Source organism: Cellvibrio sp. KY-GH-1 (assembly GCF_008806975.1).
Lineage (GTDB): Bacteria > Pseudomonadota > Gammaproteobacteria > Pseudomonadales > Cellvibrionaceae > Cellvibrio.
Map to the genome: position 1 here is coordinate 1227646 of NZ_CP031728.1, position 15842 is coordinate 1243487.

The following is a 15842-nucleotide window of genomic DNA, read 5'->3' on the forward strand; positions in this document are numbered from 1 at the left end:
CTATGAAACTTTCGGGTTTGGCTGGATTAACGAATAACAACTTCACTGCTGGCAAAGAAGTATGCAACTTCGCGCGCAGCAGACATGGGTGAATCGGAACCGTGAACAGCATTGGCGTCGATCGCCTGGGCAAAATCAGCACGAATGGTTCCTGGTGCAGCTTTGGCTGGATCAGTAGCACCCATCAATTCGCGATTCAGTGCGATCGCGTTTTCACCCGACAACACCTGTACAACCACCGGGCCGGAGGTCATAAAATTTACCAAGCCATCAAAAAATGGACGACCTTTGTGCTCTGCATAAAAACCTTCTGCCTGGGCACGACTCAACAGCATCATACGTTGGGCAACAATTTTCAAACCTGCCTGTTCAAAACGGGCAACAATTTCACCAATATGATTTTTGCTTACTGCATCTGGTTTGATAATGGATAAAGTTTGTTCAACAGCCATTGGGAACTCCGCACCGATTCTTGGTTGAGAGGGTTTTTTCTGCCAAAAATGGCAGTTTTCAACCCTATAAAATACAAAACCCGCGAATTATACGCGGGTTTACGTGATTTTTATATCCTAGCTATTTGATTAATAAACAAAATCGGCTATCAAACTGGCACCAAATCACCCTCAGCGAACAGCGGCAGCCTTGTCCCTAATACGGTTTACCATTGCCTTAAGGCCATTTCCGCGGGTTGAGCTTAAGTGCTGGAGCAAATCCAGCTGACCAAAGTAAGCATCCACATCAAACCCGAGAATTTCCCCCGGAGTCTTGCCGTTAAAAGCGGCTAAAACAACACCCAATAAGCCTTTTACTATGAAAGCATCGCTATCTGCCTGAAAAAATAACTTCCCATCGTGATGTTCATCAACCAACCACACCTGACTTTGGCAGCCACGCACCAAGAACTCTTCAGACCTAAAGCTTTCTGGCATCGGTGGTAATTCCTTACCCAAATCGATAATGTACTTGTAACGCTCTTCCCAATTATCAAAAAAGCCAAGACTATCAATGATGTCATCAGTGGTTACTTCAATGCCAAACTGGGTCATAACACTCTCACTACAAACTCAATAGAACATGCCAGTTTGTAACTGGGCTTCTTCACTCATCATATGACGCTGCCAAGGGGGATCAAATACCAACTCAACCTTAACGGTTTTAACATTGGGCACTTTACGCACGCGGTATTCCACGTCCCCCACCAGAACTGGGCCCATGCCGCACGCTGGCGCTGTCAGCGTCATCTGGATATCCACCTGCTGCAACGCCTGATTCACATTCACGTTGTAAATTAGCCCGAGATTCACTAAATCGACAGGAATTTCCGGGTCAAACACAGTGCCGAGCGCCTGCCATACTTGATCTTCATGAATACGCTCATCTATAGGCGCCGGAAATTCCAGCTGTTCAGATTCCAAGCCAAGAAAATGGGCATCTGTACCGTCTACCCGCACCATTTGCCCGTGGTATGTCAAGGTGTAGTTACCACCAAGGGCTTGAGTAATAGTCACGAAAGTTCCTTCCGGTATAGTCAGAGGTGTACCGTCCGGAACCCTCCGCGCGGGGCAATCAGCTTGTGCCACCACCATACGTCTTTCAGACATAAATTTCATTTCCTAATGCGTTAAGTAACCACCAGCAATTGAAACAACCAGTAATTGAAACAACTGTTAATACTCCAAGTACCTGCCAACAAATTAAGGGACTCTGAGTAATTTAAGTAACGGTCAATTAATTAACGCTAAAGCTTTCACCACAACCACAATAATCTTTTACGCGCGGGTTATTGAACTTCAACTGACGATTTACACCCTCAATCACATAATCAATTTCGGTACCGCCAACAACTGACAGGCTTTCTGAGTCGACCAATAACTCAACACCTTCAGCCAGAGGCATATGCAAATCATTGGCATTGGGTTCATCTACCAAATCCACAACATACATCCAGCCCGTGCACCCGCTTTGTTTAACACTCAGGCGCACTGCTTTGTTTTGGCTTTTATCCAACTGACGTTTGAAATGCGCAACTGCAGCTGGCGTCACCAGTACTGCTTGTTGTTGTGGATCAAATGAAGCGATACTCATGATCAACTCCTCGTATACTCGCAAAAAAATCAAAGCAAAAACGTTTTTGCTTTTTCAATCGCCGCAAACAAGCGATCAACTTCGTCAAAGGTGTTATAAAAACTAAAGCTGGCACGCACGGTACCAGGTATACCAAATTGATCCATAATCGGTTGCGCACAGTGATTGCCGGTGCGTACCGCAATACCCTGCTTATCCAATAGGACACCTACATCCGCCGGATGTGCGCCTTCAAGTAAAAAACTCATTACCGAGGCTTTATGTGCGGCAACCCCCACCAATTTCAAGCCCGCTGTTGAGCGCGCTTTTTCCTCTGCATAATTCAACAAAGCTTGTTCATGAGCAGCAGCAGCCTTGCGATCAATGCCATTGAGGTAATCAATAGCCGCACCCATACCTATAGCACCAGCAATATCCGGAGTACCTGCTTCAAATTTATAAGGTAGCTGATTGAAAGTAGTGCCTGCAAAACTAACGGTTTCGATCATCTCACCGCCACCTTGATAGGGCGGCATGGAGTTGAGCAAATCCTCTTTGCCATAGAGCACGCCCAAACCAGTCGGCCCAAACAGTTTGTGCGCGGAAAAAACATAAAAATCGCAATTGAGCGCCTGCACATCCACAGCCCAATGACTCACCGCCTGAGCACCATCAATTAACACTCGCGCACCAACAGCGTGAGCCAGAGTAATAATTTTCTCGACGGGATTAATAGTTCCCATTGCATTTGAGACATGCCCTACTGCAACCATTTTTACGTGGGCGTCCAACATACTATCAAACGCAAGCATATTGATATTGCCGTTGCCATCGACCGGAATAGCCTCTACTTTTGCGCCGGTTGCGGCAGCAACCAATTGCCAAGGCACTATATTGGAGTGATGCTCCATCGCCGAGACCAAAATACGATCACCGGCTTGCAAAAATGTTTTTCCCCAGCTAGCTGCAACCAGGTTAATGCTCTCTGTAGTGCCACGCGTCCAAATTATTTGCCGTGCAGACGCTGCATTTAAAAATTGCGCGACTTTTTCGCGCACGGCTTCAAACTTTACCGTGGCACGATCGGCGAGAGCATGAGCACCGCGATGAACATTGCTGTTATCAGTGCGATAATAATTGCCGATTGCCTCGATTACTGCATTTGGCTTTTGGGTAGTTGCGGCATTGTCGAGGTATACCAATGGCTGCCCATTGACTTCCTGATGAAGAATCGGAAAGTCAGCGCGAATTTTTTCTACATTGAATACAGAATCACTCATTACCGTCACCCAGTAGCTGAGCGGCTTGAGACAAACTGTAATCGCGCCCAAACAGCTTCGCCAAACGCGGCTGCAAATAATCATGGACGCCCGGCTGGACAATTTGCTCCAGCAATTCATTAATAAAACCAAAGCTCAACATCACTTCGGCTTCACTACGCGACAAACCACGGCTTTGCAAATAATAACGGGCATTAGTATTCAACTGGCTGACCGTAGCTCCATGGGCACACTTCACGTCGTCCGCATAGATTTCCAGTTCCGGCTTGGTATTAACCTCCGCTTTATTGGAGGTCAACAAATTTTTATTGCTTAATTCCGCCAGAGTTTTTTGTGCTTGAGGGTGAATATAAATTCGACCATTAAAAATAGCCTGAGCAGAATCGCCCACTATTCCGCGAAATACTTCATTGGAAGTACAGTGCGGAACCCAATGGCAAATATTGGTGTGATAATCCACCAACTGGTTATTGCGCGGAACATATACGCCCTGCAAATCCAACTCAGCGCCTTGACCACGATGATTCAACTGGTAATCAATACGCATCAAACTAGCGCCTAAGGCAATTGCAAAACCACGTAAACGTGCATGGCGCTGCAGATCCACATGCACAGCACCAATGTGCTGCGCTTGCTCCTGTTCCATATTCAAGCGGTAATGAAAAAGACTGGCGTTGTCGGCGACGTGCACTTCAGTCAACGAATTAACAAAACCGTGGGATTCAGACGATACAGAAAAATAGTGCTCGACGATATCGGCACGAGAATTTTCTTCCAGAACAATCAGTACGCGCTGATTAACACTCACTGCAGGGGCAGACGAAATATTGACGATATAAATTGGCTTATCCAATACCTGATTACGTGGTACGTGAATCAGAAGCCCATCATCCACCCAGGCATTGTTTAAGGTAGCAAACAAATGACGCTCGCCTTCAACAATTTTACCCAAATACTGTTGAATCAATTCTTGTTGGGCCACAGAAGCAGTCGAAAAGCGAACAACAGATTCCGGCAGCGAACTCGAATTAGCAGCGTCAAAAACACCATCAATGAGTACGACGCGATAAGCATCAAGTGGAATCAGCTCATCTTTGATCGGTGCATCCAGGGGGGGACCTCTTCACGCCCCCAGGCGTGCAATACTGTTTTTTGCAATGCTTGTAATGGAGTATATTTCCAGTGTTCGGTTTTGCGCGTCGGCCAGGCTTGCGCCAACCACTCATCGGTCGCTTTGGTGCGCAAACTTTCCAGCCATGTCAGCGGACGCTGCAATGCAGTCAAGCGAATTGCTTGATGTTGAAAATCAGTCATGCTTATACTGCCTCACCTTCCAACCAGGCATAGCCTTTTTCTTCCAGCTCCAACGCCAGGTTTTTATCACCCGTCTTCACAATGCGTCCATTCGCCAATACGTGCACGTAGTCTGGCACTATGTAATCCAACAAACGTTGATAGTGTGTCACCACTACAAAGCTGCGCTCTGGCGAACGCATCGCGTTAACACCATTAGCCACCACTTGCAGTGCATCGATATCCAGACCTGAGTCAGTTTCATCCAGAATGCACAGGCTTGGCTCCAACAGCATCATCTGCATAATTTCATTGCGCTTTTTTTCGCCCCCGGAGAAACCTTCGTTCACTCCGCGCTTCAAGAATGCCTGATCAAGGCTTACGCGCTTACTGGCCTCGCGTGCCATTTTCATAAATTCTACTGCCGACAATTCAGCATCGCCTTTGTACTTTCGCTTCGCATCCACTGCCGCTTTCAAAAATTCCATGTTGCTTACACCGGGAATTTCTACCGGATATTGGAACGCAAGAAACAGTCCTTCGCGGGCGCGCTCTTCAATTTCCAATTCAAACAAATCTTTGCCATGGAACTCGACCTTACCCCCAGTCACTTCATAACCTTCACGGCCTGACAAGACATTTCCCAGTGTACTTTTGCCCGCACCATTGGGCCCCATAATGGCGTGCACTTCGCCCGGCTTTACCGTCAAATTTAAACCTTTAAGAATTTCTTTCTCTTCAACACGGGCGAACAAATCAGTAATGCGCAACATAAATTTCAGATCCGGCAGATTTTCAACACGGTAAATTTAAATATTTTAGTAATCAAAAACGTTACTCAGCCTACAGAGCCTTCCAGGCTAACTTCCAACAACTTGCCCGCCTCTACGGCAAACTCCATCGGCAGCTCCTTAAATACTTCCCGACAGAAACCATTCACAATCATGGATACTGCTTTTTCCGCATCCAATCCCCGCTGTTGGCACAAAAACATTTGGTCTTCACTCACCTTGGAGGTAGTTGCCTCATGTTCGATTACAGCAGTCGGATTTTTACTTTCGATGTATGGAAACGTATGAGCGCCGCACTTGTCGCCAATCAACAGGGAATCACACTGCGTGTAATTGCGCGCGCCCTCGGCACCGGGATTAATACGCACCAAGCCGCGATAAGCATTCGAGCTTTTACCCGCAGAAATACCTTTTGAGATAATGGTGGAGCGGGTGTTTTTGCCGATATGAATCATCTTAGTGCCGGTATCGGCTTGCTGATAATTATTGGTCAGCGCTACCGAATAAAATTCGCCAACACTGTTATCGCCGCGCAATACACAACTCGGGTATTTCCAGGTAACCGCAGAGCCAGTTTCCACTTGCGTCCAGGAAATTTTGGCATTGGTATGGCATACACCACGCTTGGTTACGAAGTTGTAAATACCGCCCTTGCCCTCTTCGTTGCCGGGGTACCAGTTTTGCACGGTGGAGTATTTAATTTCAGCGTTATCCAATGCAATTAATTCTACGACTGCCGCATGCAATTGGTTCTCGTCGCGCATGGGCGCTGTGCAACCCTCCAGATAGCTCACGTGTGAGCCCTCGTCAGCAACAATCAAGGTGCGCTCAAACTGACCCGTATTTTGTTCATTGATGCGGAAATAAGTGGACAATTCCATCGGGCAACGCACACCCTTGGGGATATACACAAAGGAGCCGTCCGAAAACACCGCTGAATTTAATGCGGCATAGAAGTTGTCTTTTTGGGGCACTACAGAACCGAGGTATTTTTTAATTAGCTCAGGGTATTTTTGCACAGCTTCACTGATTGAACAGAAAATAACACCAGCTTCCAATAATTTTTCACGGAAGGTGGTCACCACTGAAACCGAATCAAACACCACATCCATCGCAACACCAGCCAATGCAGCCTGCTCATGCAGTGGAATACCCAACTTTTCGTAGGTACGCAACAACTCGGGGTCCACTTCATCCAGACTCTTGGGTTTTTCGTCCATGGATTTAGGCGCGGAGTAATAGGAAACAGCCTGAAAATCGATATCATCGTATTTCACATGTGCCCAGGTCGGCTCGCTCATTTCCAACCAGGCTTGATAGGCTTTCAAACGCCATTCCAGCAACCACTCAGGCTCATTTTTTTTTGCGGAAATAAAACGAATAACCTCTTCATTTAAGCCGGGAGGCAGAGTTTCAGAGGCGATGTTGGTATGAAAACCCGCCGCGTATTCTTTTTTGATAAGGTGTTCGACTTGTTCAGACATGATAGTTACCTTCTATGCTGCACGCGTAAAGCATCAGGCTTTTTGCAGCTTGGCGATGACACTGCGAATGTGTTCAATCGCAAATTCGATTTCTTCCGCAGTGGTAAAGCGGCCAATGCTAAAACGCAACGACGCCTGCGCCGCTTCATCACTTAAACCAATGGCCTTTAACACGTAACTGGGTGACATGCTCGCCGAGTTACAGGCAGACCCACTGGATACCGCCAGATCACGCAAAGACAACAACAGCATTTCGCCATCGATATTGCCAAACGCGACATTTAAAATTCCACCGACACAATCAACCGCGGAACCATTGCGCTGAATACCGGGCAAATCCAATAATCCTTGCCATAAACGATCGCGCAATTGGGTAATGTGCGACGAATCCGCTTTTAATTCCTCCACGGCAATTCGCGCCGCTTCACCCATACCCACTAATTGATGTGTAGCCAAAGTACCGGAACGCATAGCGCGCTCATGACCGCCTCCGTGTATTTGCGCCGCCACTTTTACTTCGGCGGCACGACGCACATAGAGTGCACCTACACCTTTAGGTCCATAAAATTTATGTGCAGAAATTGACATCAAATCAACATTCAACGCTTTTACATCGAGCGCTATTTTTCCGGCGCTTTGCGCTGCATCCGTATGAAAAATAATGCCGCGCGCTTTACATAATTCACTTAACTGTTTGACATCATTAATGCAGCCCAACTCATTATTGACCTGCATGATACTGACCAAAAAGGTATCTGCTTGTAGCGCCGCGATTAACAATTCCGGGGTAATAATTCCACTCGCATTCGGTGCAAGTCGAGTTACCCGAAAACCCTGCGATTCCAACCAGGAAGCAGGGTCCAGCACCGCCTTGTGCTCGATGGCAGACACAACAATGTGCCCACCCGATTGGTGTTGGGTGCGATACGTTTCAGCGACTCCCTTTAACGCCAGGTTATTGGCTTCGGTCGCACCGCTGGTCCAAACAATCTCGCGCGGATCTGCATTAATGAGTGCCGCTACCTGAGCGCGAGCTTCTTCTACTTGCTCTTCCGCTTGCCAACCATAAAGGTGGGAGCGCGATGCCGGATTGGCAAAAGTACCTTCCAGTGTCAGGCACTGCACCATGCGGGCCGCTACCTGCGGGGCGACTGGTGTAGTTGCGGCGTAATCTAAATAAACAGGCTTGCGCAAAACCGTGAATACCTTGAACTAAATCGATTAAAGAATTTCACTGACAGCAATATGCGACTCATCATGGTGATGGCCGCTAGCAACACGTATATCTTGCCGCTGACGCACCGCTTGAATATCGTTACGCGCCACCAGATCTGCGAGGGTAATTTCACTCAGGAAACGATGAATTTGGGCACTCAGATCTTCCCAGAGATGATGGGTCAAACACACTTCACCCTCATGGCAATTGCCTTTCCCTTCACAACGCGTCGCATCCAGGGATTCACTAACAGCATCCACCACCTGGGCGATAGATATCTCCTTTGTACTACCCTCCAACCGATACCCACCGCCGGGACCGCGCACACTCTTAACTAGCTTGAAGTGGCGCAAACGCGCAAATAGCTGCTCCAGGTAAGACAGAGAAATCCCCTGACGGGCAGAAATATCGGCCAGGCTAACCGGGCCCTGATCACAGTGCAGCGCCAAATCCAGCATCGCAGTTACAGCATAGCGGCCTTTGGTGGTGAGTCTCATAAGCAGAAACGCCTCGAAAAATATCCCGGGAGCAATCGTTAATCGTGGTAAATAGCGAACCATGATCCTGCCACGGCTCTAATTCCGAGTATTTTACTCAAGTATTCTGTCTTTTCCAACGCCAAATCCGATTCAAGCCGGGCCACATCTATGAATGGAGGCCAATTAATCCGGTTTTTTCTCGTCTTTTACCAATTCGCGCATGGATTCCAAGCCCGGATTTAGGCCGAGCTTGGTCATGACTTTACTGCTGTAATGCACATAGTTCTGCATAGCGGTTAGGACACCGCGCAGGATATTCAACTCCATCTGGTCCATACGAATGCGGTTATAGAGGCGACGCAGACGGGTCATAGTCTGTTTGGGGTTGTCGCGATCCAGGAAGTCCAACTCAGCCAGAGTTTGCTCCAGATGGTCGTAGTACATCTCCATCGCTTTGGGTTCAGCGGGCGGCATATCCCACTGATATTGCGGAAGGGTATTACCTTCAGCAGCCAACAAATAGGCCATACGTATCTCGTAACAGATTACCTGTACGGCAGTTGCAAGGTTTAAAGAGCTGTATTCAGGGTTGGCAGGGATATGAACATGGTAATTACATTTATACAATTCTTCATTGGTCAGGCCGCGATCTTCGCGCCCAAACACCACGGCCACCTCGTGGTTCGCCGCCTCGGACCATACGCTTTCGCCGCACTTGCGCGGGTCTAAAAGCGGCCAGGGAATACGGCGCTCACGCGCACTGGTACCCACTACCAGACCGCAACCGGCAATAGCCTCATCGAGGGTATCTACGACCACCGCGTTATCCAACACATCAGTGGCGCCAGCTGAACGCCAAACGGCCTTATCCGATGGATAATCTTGCGGAGCAACCAGATACAGCCGCGATAAGCCCATATTTTTCATCGCCCGCGCAGTACCGCCGATGTTGCCGGGATGACTGGTATTAACCAGTACAATACGAATGTTAGAAAATGGCTGAGCAGACATAGGTTTCTCTCGCAGAATGCCGAATGTATATAGAAGTCGCATGAATTGAGGTCACGCGAAGCGGCGCGCAGTATACAGACACCTGAGATTTGCCTCCAGTTATCGCTAGCAGACACGCTCGCTTGCCGCTATAATGCGCCCCCTTGGTGTGAGGCGCTTAAGCCGCCTGCGACCCCCGCTCTTTTACAACCCCCGATCTCGAATGAGTACCGCAAGGTCAACTCATCGCATTCTGGTTATTCAGTAAACCCTTATTTCCGGTGCTTTATGGAACCCATGATTAACATCGCTCTGCGTGCTGGCCGCAAAGCTGCAGAATTGATTGAACGTGCATTTGAGCGCGTTGACCTGCTCACCATCGAGACCAAAAGTCGCAACGACTTCGTCACCGAAGTTGATAAAGCGGCCGAAAAAGAAATTATCTACAACCTCCGTAAAGCCTACCCTGACCACAGCTTCCGTGGCGAAGAAGGCGGCTCCCAACCCGGCAAAAACTCCGATTATGAATGGATCATCGATCCACTCGATGGCACCACGAATTTTATTCACGGTGTTCCGCACTTTTCTATCTCCATTGCCTGCAAATACAAGGGCCAGCTCGAGCATGCGGTTATTATCGACCCAATCAAGCGCGAAGAATTTACCGCGAGCCGTGGCCGCGGTGCGACCTTAAATGGCCGTCGCTTACGCGTTTCCAGTCGCCGTGGACTTGAAGGCGCCCTGATCGGCACCGGCATTCCTTTCAGCGGTTATGCACTTGAGCATATTGGCCCCTACCTCGCCTGCGTACAAGAAATTGCCGGCCAAACGTCCGGTATTCGCCGCTGTGGTTCTGCCGCTCTGGATCTCGCATATGTAGCTGCTGGTCGCTTTGATGCTTTCTGGGAAATGAATTTGAATGAGTGGGATATTGCTGGCGGGATTCTGTTGGTGAAAGAAGCGGGTGGCCTGGTCAGCGATTTCAACGGTGGCGCTGATTACCTGGAAACCGGCCACATTGTGTGCGGCTCACCCAAAGTGTTCAAACCGATTCTCCAAATCGTGCAAAAAAATCTCGGCCATTTGAAATAATTTTTGCGCAAATCACTGAAATAAATAAAACCGGAGCTCAAATCTCCGGTTTTTTATTTTGGCATCAAACAAAATAATTAAACTTTGAATTGCCCTACGAGCTGTCGCAATTGAGTCGACAATTGATTCAGGCGCTGACTTTCCATAGCAGTTTTGGATGCACCTTCAGCAGCATTCATTGCTAATGTATTGATCTGAACAAGATTTCGATCAATTTCAGACGTAACGGAACTTTGCTCTTCCGCCGCGGTTGCGATTTGCGTCGCCATATCAGCAATTTCTCTTACCGCTGAACTAATACTGGATAACGAATTTCCCGCATCATTCGCGGAGGCCATTGCATCTTGCATATGTACTTCGCTATTACCCATTGCACCAACGGCATGCTGAACGCCCGCCTGTAATTTACCCAACATACCCTGAATATCGCCCGTGGACTGCTGGGTTCTGCTTGCGAGAGTCCGGACTTCATCTGCCACCACCGCAAATCCCCTGCCCTGCTCACCAGCGCGTGCCGCTTCAATTGCCGCGTTCAGAGCCAGCAAGTTGGTTTGCTCGGCAACCCCCCGAATTACATCAATCACCGATGTCACGTTTTTCGCCTCACCCTCCAGCTTCGCCATAAATTCAGCAGTTTCATGAATGCGAGTGGCAAGACCCTGCACGTGCTCAACCGCAACGCGAATTCGCTCTTGCCCTGCCTCGGTAATTTCGGTGGCATCCTTGGTGTTTTGCGCGGTACTGCTGGTGTTACGAGCGACCTCTTGAATCGCCATTGTCAATTCGTTTACTGCCGTCACTACCATGGTAATTGCGTGGCATTGTTCATCGGCAGCTTTTTGGCTACTACTGGATACACTCAGCAAAGATTCTGCCGCTTTGGAAACTTCATTGGTGTTTTGCAGTACGCTGGCAATAATGCGCTGGAGCTTTTCCATAAACACATTCACATGCTTGGACAATTCACCCAGCTCATCGTTCGTCGTTACCGGCACACGAATCGTAAGGTCGCCATCACCTTCAGCAATATTCTGAATACGATCGCTGATTCCACGCACTTGATTGGCAACTATTAAGGGTAGGAAGAAGGCCGCCAACAAACTCACTGCTGTTGCGACAACAACAATTATTAGTAGTTGGCTCGAACTATTCTTCAGGTTGTGATCAATCTCTTGCGTGTATTCATCTACATATACCAAGCGCCCTTCCTGCAATTCGTCAATATAGTCTCGCAAATTCTGGAAGGCATCTGCCGCAGCGCCATAGGATTTTTGTAACGCAGCGGCCTTACTCGTTTCGTTGCTCAGGCGAGCGTTATTGATTACATCATCGGCCAGCGTTTTCCAGGCGGTATAGCGCCGCGTGAACTCTTCACGTTCCGCAGACGTAGAAGTATTGGAAAGCTCAAGCGATTGATAAACCCGATCCTGTGCTTGTTTGGCGTTATCTGCTTGCTCAGTGATGAGCGAACTGTATTGACTGGCATCAACTTGTAGCAAGGCGCGCTCAGCAGTTAATGCTTGATACAAATCGCGGTCGGCTTGAATTAATAATTGAATTTCGGGTAGGTTTACTTTGGCAATTGCCTCCGCATTTCCCCCCAGAAGGCGGCTGGTACCTATCGCATGGACACCCATGTACAAAACCAGTGTTACTAACAACAACAACGGAAGTCTTAGCTTCCAGCGCAAACTTAATCCCTCGTACCAGGACAACATGGCATACCTCATTTACTTTCAACGAATTTAGTTCCAGCAAACTGTGCTGGCATTAAAAGTCTAGTCGTAAACCAGGAAATTGCCCTTAAATAAGGCACAGCTCAGGTATTTATACTCAGGTAAATACCGGAATTGAGCCGAACAACCATTAAGAAAAAGTTTCACATAGATATTTAATATCAAGGTAATCATCCAATCCATAGCGAGAACCTTCACGCCCCCAACCAGATTGTTTAATACCACCAAAGGGGGCCGCCGCATTGGAAATCAAACCGGTATTCACACCCACCATTCCGGTTTGTAATTGGTCACAAAGTCGCTTGATACGATTCGTATCGCGCGTATAAAAATACGCGGCCAAGCCATAATCCGAGGCGTTGGCCAATTGAATTGCCTGCACTTCGGTGGCAAAAGGAATCAAACCTATCACTGGCCCAAAAATTTCTTCGCACGCGAGGCGCGCATCTTGTGTAACATCAACCAATACCGTTGGTGCAAAGAAATTATCTTGAGCACCATGCCCTGCTGGATGGGCTTGGAAAGAGTTTTGAATAGGCGTTTGAAAAGCTATCCGCGCTCCACGCCGAACTGCATCATCCACAAACCCCTGCACCTTTTCTTTTGCGCGCAAAGAAATTAATGGCCCGACAGTTACCTCATCGTCAAAACCATTGCCCAGCTTGAGTGCCTGCATACCCGCCGTGAGTTTTTGGCAGAATAGATCATAGACAGATTGATGAATATAAAAACGATTAGCGCAGACACAAGTCTGCCCGGCATTACGAAATTTTGCAGCAATTGCTCCGGCCACGGCCGCATCCAGATCCGCATCATCAAAAACAATAAAAGGCGCATTTCCTCCAAGCTCTAGCGTTATGCGTTTTACACCCGGCGCACATTGGGCAATTAGCGTTTTACCTACCGCGGTTGATCCGGTAAAAGACAATTTACGCACGTGGGTGTTGGTTGTGAATTCCACTCCAATTGCCTGCGCGTGAGCTGAAGGTAATATGTTGATTACACCAGCAGGAATACCAGCCTCGAGTGCAAGCTGGGCTAATGCTAACGCCGACAAGGGAGTTTCTGCCGCTGGCTTGGCAACTACCGCACAACCCGCCGCTAACGCCGGCGCAAGCTTGCGCGCGAGCATCGCGCAGGGAAAATTCCAGGGCGTAATCGCAGCAACCACACCCACCGGCTGTTTGATAACGTGAATGCGCTGGTTATTCGCTAACGGCGGAATTACATCGCCATAAATACGTTTGGCCTCCTCCGCAAACCACTCGATGTAACTTGCCCCATAGGCAATTTCGGCTCGCGCTTCCGCAAGCGGCTTGCCTTGCTCCAGCGTGAGCAACTGCGCCAGAGCCTCTTGATTCTGCATGACTAGATCAAACCAACAACGCAATAGGCGGCTGCGCTCATTTGCCGCTTTTTCTGCCCAAGTAATTTGTGCGCGCACTGCTGCATCAATCGCGCGCGTCGCATCTGCGGGTGTTGCATTGGCAACCTGCGCGATTGGTTCACCCGTCGCCGGATTAACCACAGCGAAGGTTTTTTCATCGGCAGACAAACACCATTCGCCATCAATTAACAGCTGATTTTTAATGAATGATGAGTAAGCAACAATCATCGCAAATAAATTTCCAAAAAAATTTAGGCAGGTTTTTTCGCAATGGGTTTAACACCCACTTTGCGCACACTATTGCCGTCAACTTCCGCGATAGTCCACAACATACCGCTCCATTCAGATTTATCGCCCACGACCGGCTTGCCCCCCACCATCTCGGTAATTAGCTCACCCAATGTGACATGGGACTCGTAGCCCTTCATATCGAGACGATAGAGCATGGCGAGATCACGCAGCTCGGCATCGCCCTGAATAATAAAGTCACCAAAGAAACTGACATCCAAGGTGCGCTTGGGCGCCTCGCTGAACAATTTACCCAGCGAAGGAAGGTCATAATCGTGACCTATGACGCACAAAATATCGCCCGCCATCAAGGTGGTGCTGCCTGACGGATGGAGAAGTTCTTTATCCCGAAATAAGGCGGCAATACGGGTATTACCCGGCATTTTTAACTCGCGCAATGCAGCACCAATACACCACTTTTCTGCACCCAGTTTGTAGATAAACATCTCCCATTGACTGGTGACATGAATCTCCAAACCAGCGCGCGATATGGGTGAAGGTGTTTCAGGAACAACGACACCTGCTTTCTTGGCAGTCCAACCGAGGGTAGTCCCCTGCACCACCAGCGATACCAACACAATAAAAAAGGCTACGTTAAAAAACAGCTGGGCATTTTCCAGGCCTGCCATCAGCGGAAAAACCGCCAAAATAACTGGTACCGCGCCACGCAACCCCACCCAGGAAATAAAAGTGCGCTCTTTAAAATTAAAACTGCGGAACGGCAAAAGACCAATAAAAATGGAGAGGGGGCGCGCAAACAAAATCATCCACAGCGACAACAACAACGCCGGTATCGCAATCGGTAATAATTGGCTGGGTGTTAACAACAACCCCAACACCAGGAACATCCCTATCTGACTCAACCAGGCCAAGCCATCAAACATGTGCAAAATACCGTGGCGATTACGAATCGGGCGATTGCCCAACAATAGTCCGCAAACATACACGGTCAAAATACCACTCCCTCCGAGAAAGCCCGAAAGAGCGAAGAGCATAATGCCCCCACTGACCGCCAGTAATGGATACAAACCATCCGCAATCGTAAGGCGATTAATCAGTTGCAATAACAACCAACCGCCCCCTAACCCCAGCGCAATACCAATTCCAAACTGTTGAACGAAACTACCCAGCACACCCCAAGTGAACCCGGTTTGCCCCGCGGCAATCATGGCAATCAGCGTAACTGTAAGGAAGACCGCCATAGGGTCGTTACTACCTGATTCAATTTCCAGAGTTGAACCGACCCGCTCGTTCAGCCCTTTTCCATTCAACAAATTAAACACCACAGCCGCATCGGTTGAGCCTACGATGGCACCAATCAACAACCCTTCGATTAAGGACAAATCAAACAACCAGGCAGCAGCAATACCGGTCAACCCCGATGTAATCACCACACCTACTGTCGCCAAGGATAATGCGGGCCAGAGCGCCACCCGGAAGGTCGCGGTGCGAGTGCGCATCCCGCCATCCAATAAGATAATTGCCAGCGCCAGGTTACTGACCAGATAGGCCGTGGAGTAATCGTTAAACACAATTCCGCCGGGGCCGTCAACACCAGCGATCATGCCTACCGCGAGAAAAATAACCAGAATGGGAATACCGACGCGAGTTGAAATCGAACTTAGCAAGATACTGGCGGCAACCAAAATTGCCCCAACCAGTAAGATATTGTTGATCGTAGTAGCGTCCAAACGGCCGTCCTTTTATAAAATATCAATAAAAACAAATACTAATGAGATGGA

The 15842-nt window shown here is 48.5% G+C and carries 16 protein-coding genes; 1 reads left to right on the top strand and 15 read right to left on the bottom strand.

Annotated elements, in window-relative coordinates; translation table 11 throughout:
• Positions 1-26: 26 nt before the first annotated feature.
• The 12 genes from ndk to trmJ form a co-directional block, all read right to left on the bottom strand.
• Positions 27-452, bottom strand: coding sequence for a nucleoside-diphosphate kinase (ndk, locus tag D0C16_RS05165; protein WP_151031323.1), 426 nt, complete (start codon positions 450-452; stop codon positions 27-29).
• 171 nt (positions 453-623) lie between these two features.
• Positions 624-1046 (bottom strand): SufE family protein, encoded by a 423-nt coding sequence (locus D0C16_RS05170; protein ID WP_151031324.1) that lies wholly within the window; start codon positions 1044-1046, stop codon positions 624-626.
• A gap of 18 nt (positions 1047-1064) precedes the next feature.
• Positions 1065-1601: a putative Fe-S cluster assembly protein SufT gene (gene sufT, locus D0C16_RS05175; protein ID WP_191968649.1), complete on the bottom strand. Its 537-nt coding sequence runs from the start codon at positions 1599-1601 to the stop codon at positions 1065-1067.
• A gap of 127 nt (positions 1602-1728) precedes the next feature.
• A complete protein-coding gene (locus tag D0C16_RS05180; RefSeq protein WP_151031325.1) occupies positions 1729-2085 on the bottom strand; it encodes an iron-sulfur cluster assembly accessory protein in 357 nt (118 codons plus the stop codon).
• A 29-nt stretch (positions 2086-2114) separates the two neighbouring features.
• The gene (locus D0C16_RS05185; RefSeq protein WP_151031326.1) at positions 2115-3344 is read right to left on the bottom strand and encodes a cysteine desulfurase; all 1230 of its coding nucleotides are present in this window, start codon (positions 3342-3344) and stop codon (positions 2115-2117) included.
• Positions 3337-4455: a Fe-S cluster assembly protein SufD gene (gene sufD, locus D0C16_RS05190; protein WP_370458215.1), complete on the bottom strand. Its 1119-nt coding sequence runs from the start codon at positions 4453-4455 to the stop codon at positions 3337-3339. Before sufD ends, D0C16_RS05185 begins: the two co-directional genes overlap by 8 nt.
• Positions 4428-4658: a hypothetical protein gene (locus D0C16_RS24380; protein ID WP_225318910.1), complete on the bottom strand. Its 231-nt coding sequence runs from the start codon at positions 4656-4658 to the stop codon at positions 4428-4430. Before D0C16_RS24380 ends, sufD begins: the two co-directional genes overlap by 28 nt.
• Positions 4659-4660: 2 nt before the next feature.
• Positions 4661-5410 (bottom strand): Fe-S cluster assembly ATPase SufC, encoded by a 750-nt coding sequence (gene sufC / locus D0C16_RS05195; protein WP_151031327.1) that lies wholly within the window; start codon positions 5408-5410, stop codon positions 4661-4663.
• Between the two features lie 65 nt (positions 5411-5475).
• Positions 5476-6912: a Fe-S cluster assembly protein SufB gene (gene sufB, locus D0C16_RS05200; protein WP_151031328.1), complete on the bottom strand. Its 1437-nt coding sequence runs from the start codon at positions 6910-6912 to the stop codon at positions 5476-5478.
• 33 nt (positions 6913-6945) lie between these two features.
• Positions 6946-8106 carry an IscS subfamily cysteine desulfurase gene (locus D0C16_RS05205; RefSeq protein ID WP_151031329.1) on the bottom strand — a complete coding sequence of 387 codons (1161 nt, stop codon included), beginning with the start codon at positions 8104-8106 and terminating at the stop codon, positions 6946-6948.
• 27 nt (positions 8107-8133) lie between these two features.
• A complete protein-coding gene (iscR, locus tag D0C16_RS05210) occupies positions 8134-8625 on the bottom strand; it encodes a Fe-S cluster assembly transcriptional regulator IscR (protein WP_151031330.1) in 492 nt (163 codons plus the stop codon).
• Positions 8626-8790: 165 nt separating this feature from the next.
• A complete protein-coding gene (trmJ, locus tag D0C16_RS05215; RefSeq protein ID WP_151031331.1) occupies positions 8791-9618 on the bottom strand; it encodes a tRNA (cytosine(32)/uridine(32)-2'-O)-methyltransferase TrmJ in 828 nt (275 codons plus the stop codon).
• Between the two features lie 267 nt (positions 9619-9885).
• Here trmJ and D0C16_RS05220 point away from each other — a divergent pair, with 267 nt between their 5' ends.
• Complete coding sequence (locus tag D0C16_RS05220; protein ID WP_151031332.1) at positions 9886-10689, top strand: inositol monophosphatase family protein; 804 nt, start codon at positions 9886-9888, stop codon at positions 10687-10689.
• A 77-nt stretch (positions 10690-10766) separates the two neighbouring features.
• On the opposite strand, the gene D0C16_RS05225 is transcribed toward D0C16_RS05220, so the two are convergent.
• From D0C16_RS05225 to D0C16_RS05235, 3 genes are all read right to left on the bottom strand, one after another.
• Positions 10767-12407 carry a methyl-accepting chemotaxis protein gene (locus D0C16_RS05225; RefSeq protein ID WP_151031333.1) on the bottom strand — a complete coding sequence of 547 codons (1641 nt, stop codon included), beginning with the start codon at positions 12405-12407 and terminating at the stop codon, positions 10767-10769.
• Positions 12408-12555: 148 nt separating this feature from the next.
• Positions 12556-14040: an NAD-dependent succinate-semialdehyde dehydrogenase gene (locus D0C16_RS05230; protein ID WP_151031334.1), complete on the bottom strand. Its 1485-nt coding sequence runs from the start codon at positions 14038-14040 to the stop codon at positions 12556-12558.
• Between the two features lie 23 nt (positions 14041-14063).
• Positions 14064-15791 carry a potassium/proton antiporter gene (locus D0C16_RS05235; RefSeq protein WP_151031335.1) on the bottom strand — a complete coding sequence of 576 codons (1728 nt, stop codon included), beginning with the start codon at positions 15789-15791 and terminating at the stop codon, positions 14064-14066.
• Between the last annotated feature and the right edge of the window lie 51 nt (positions 15792-15842).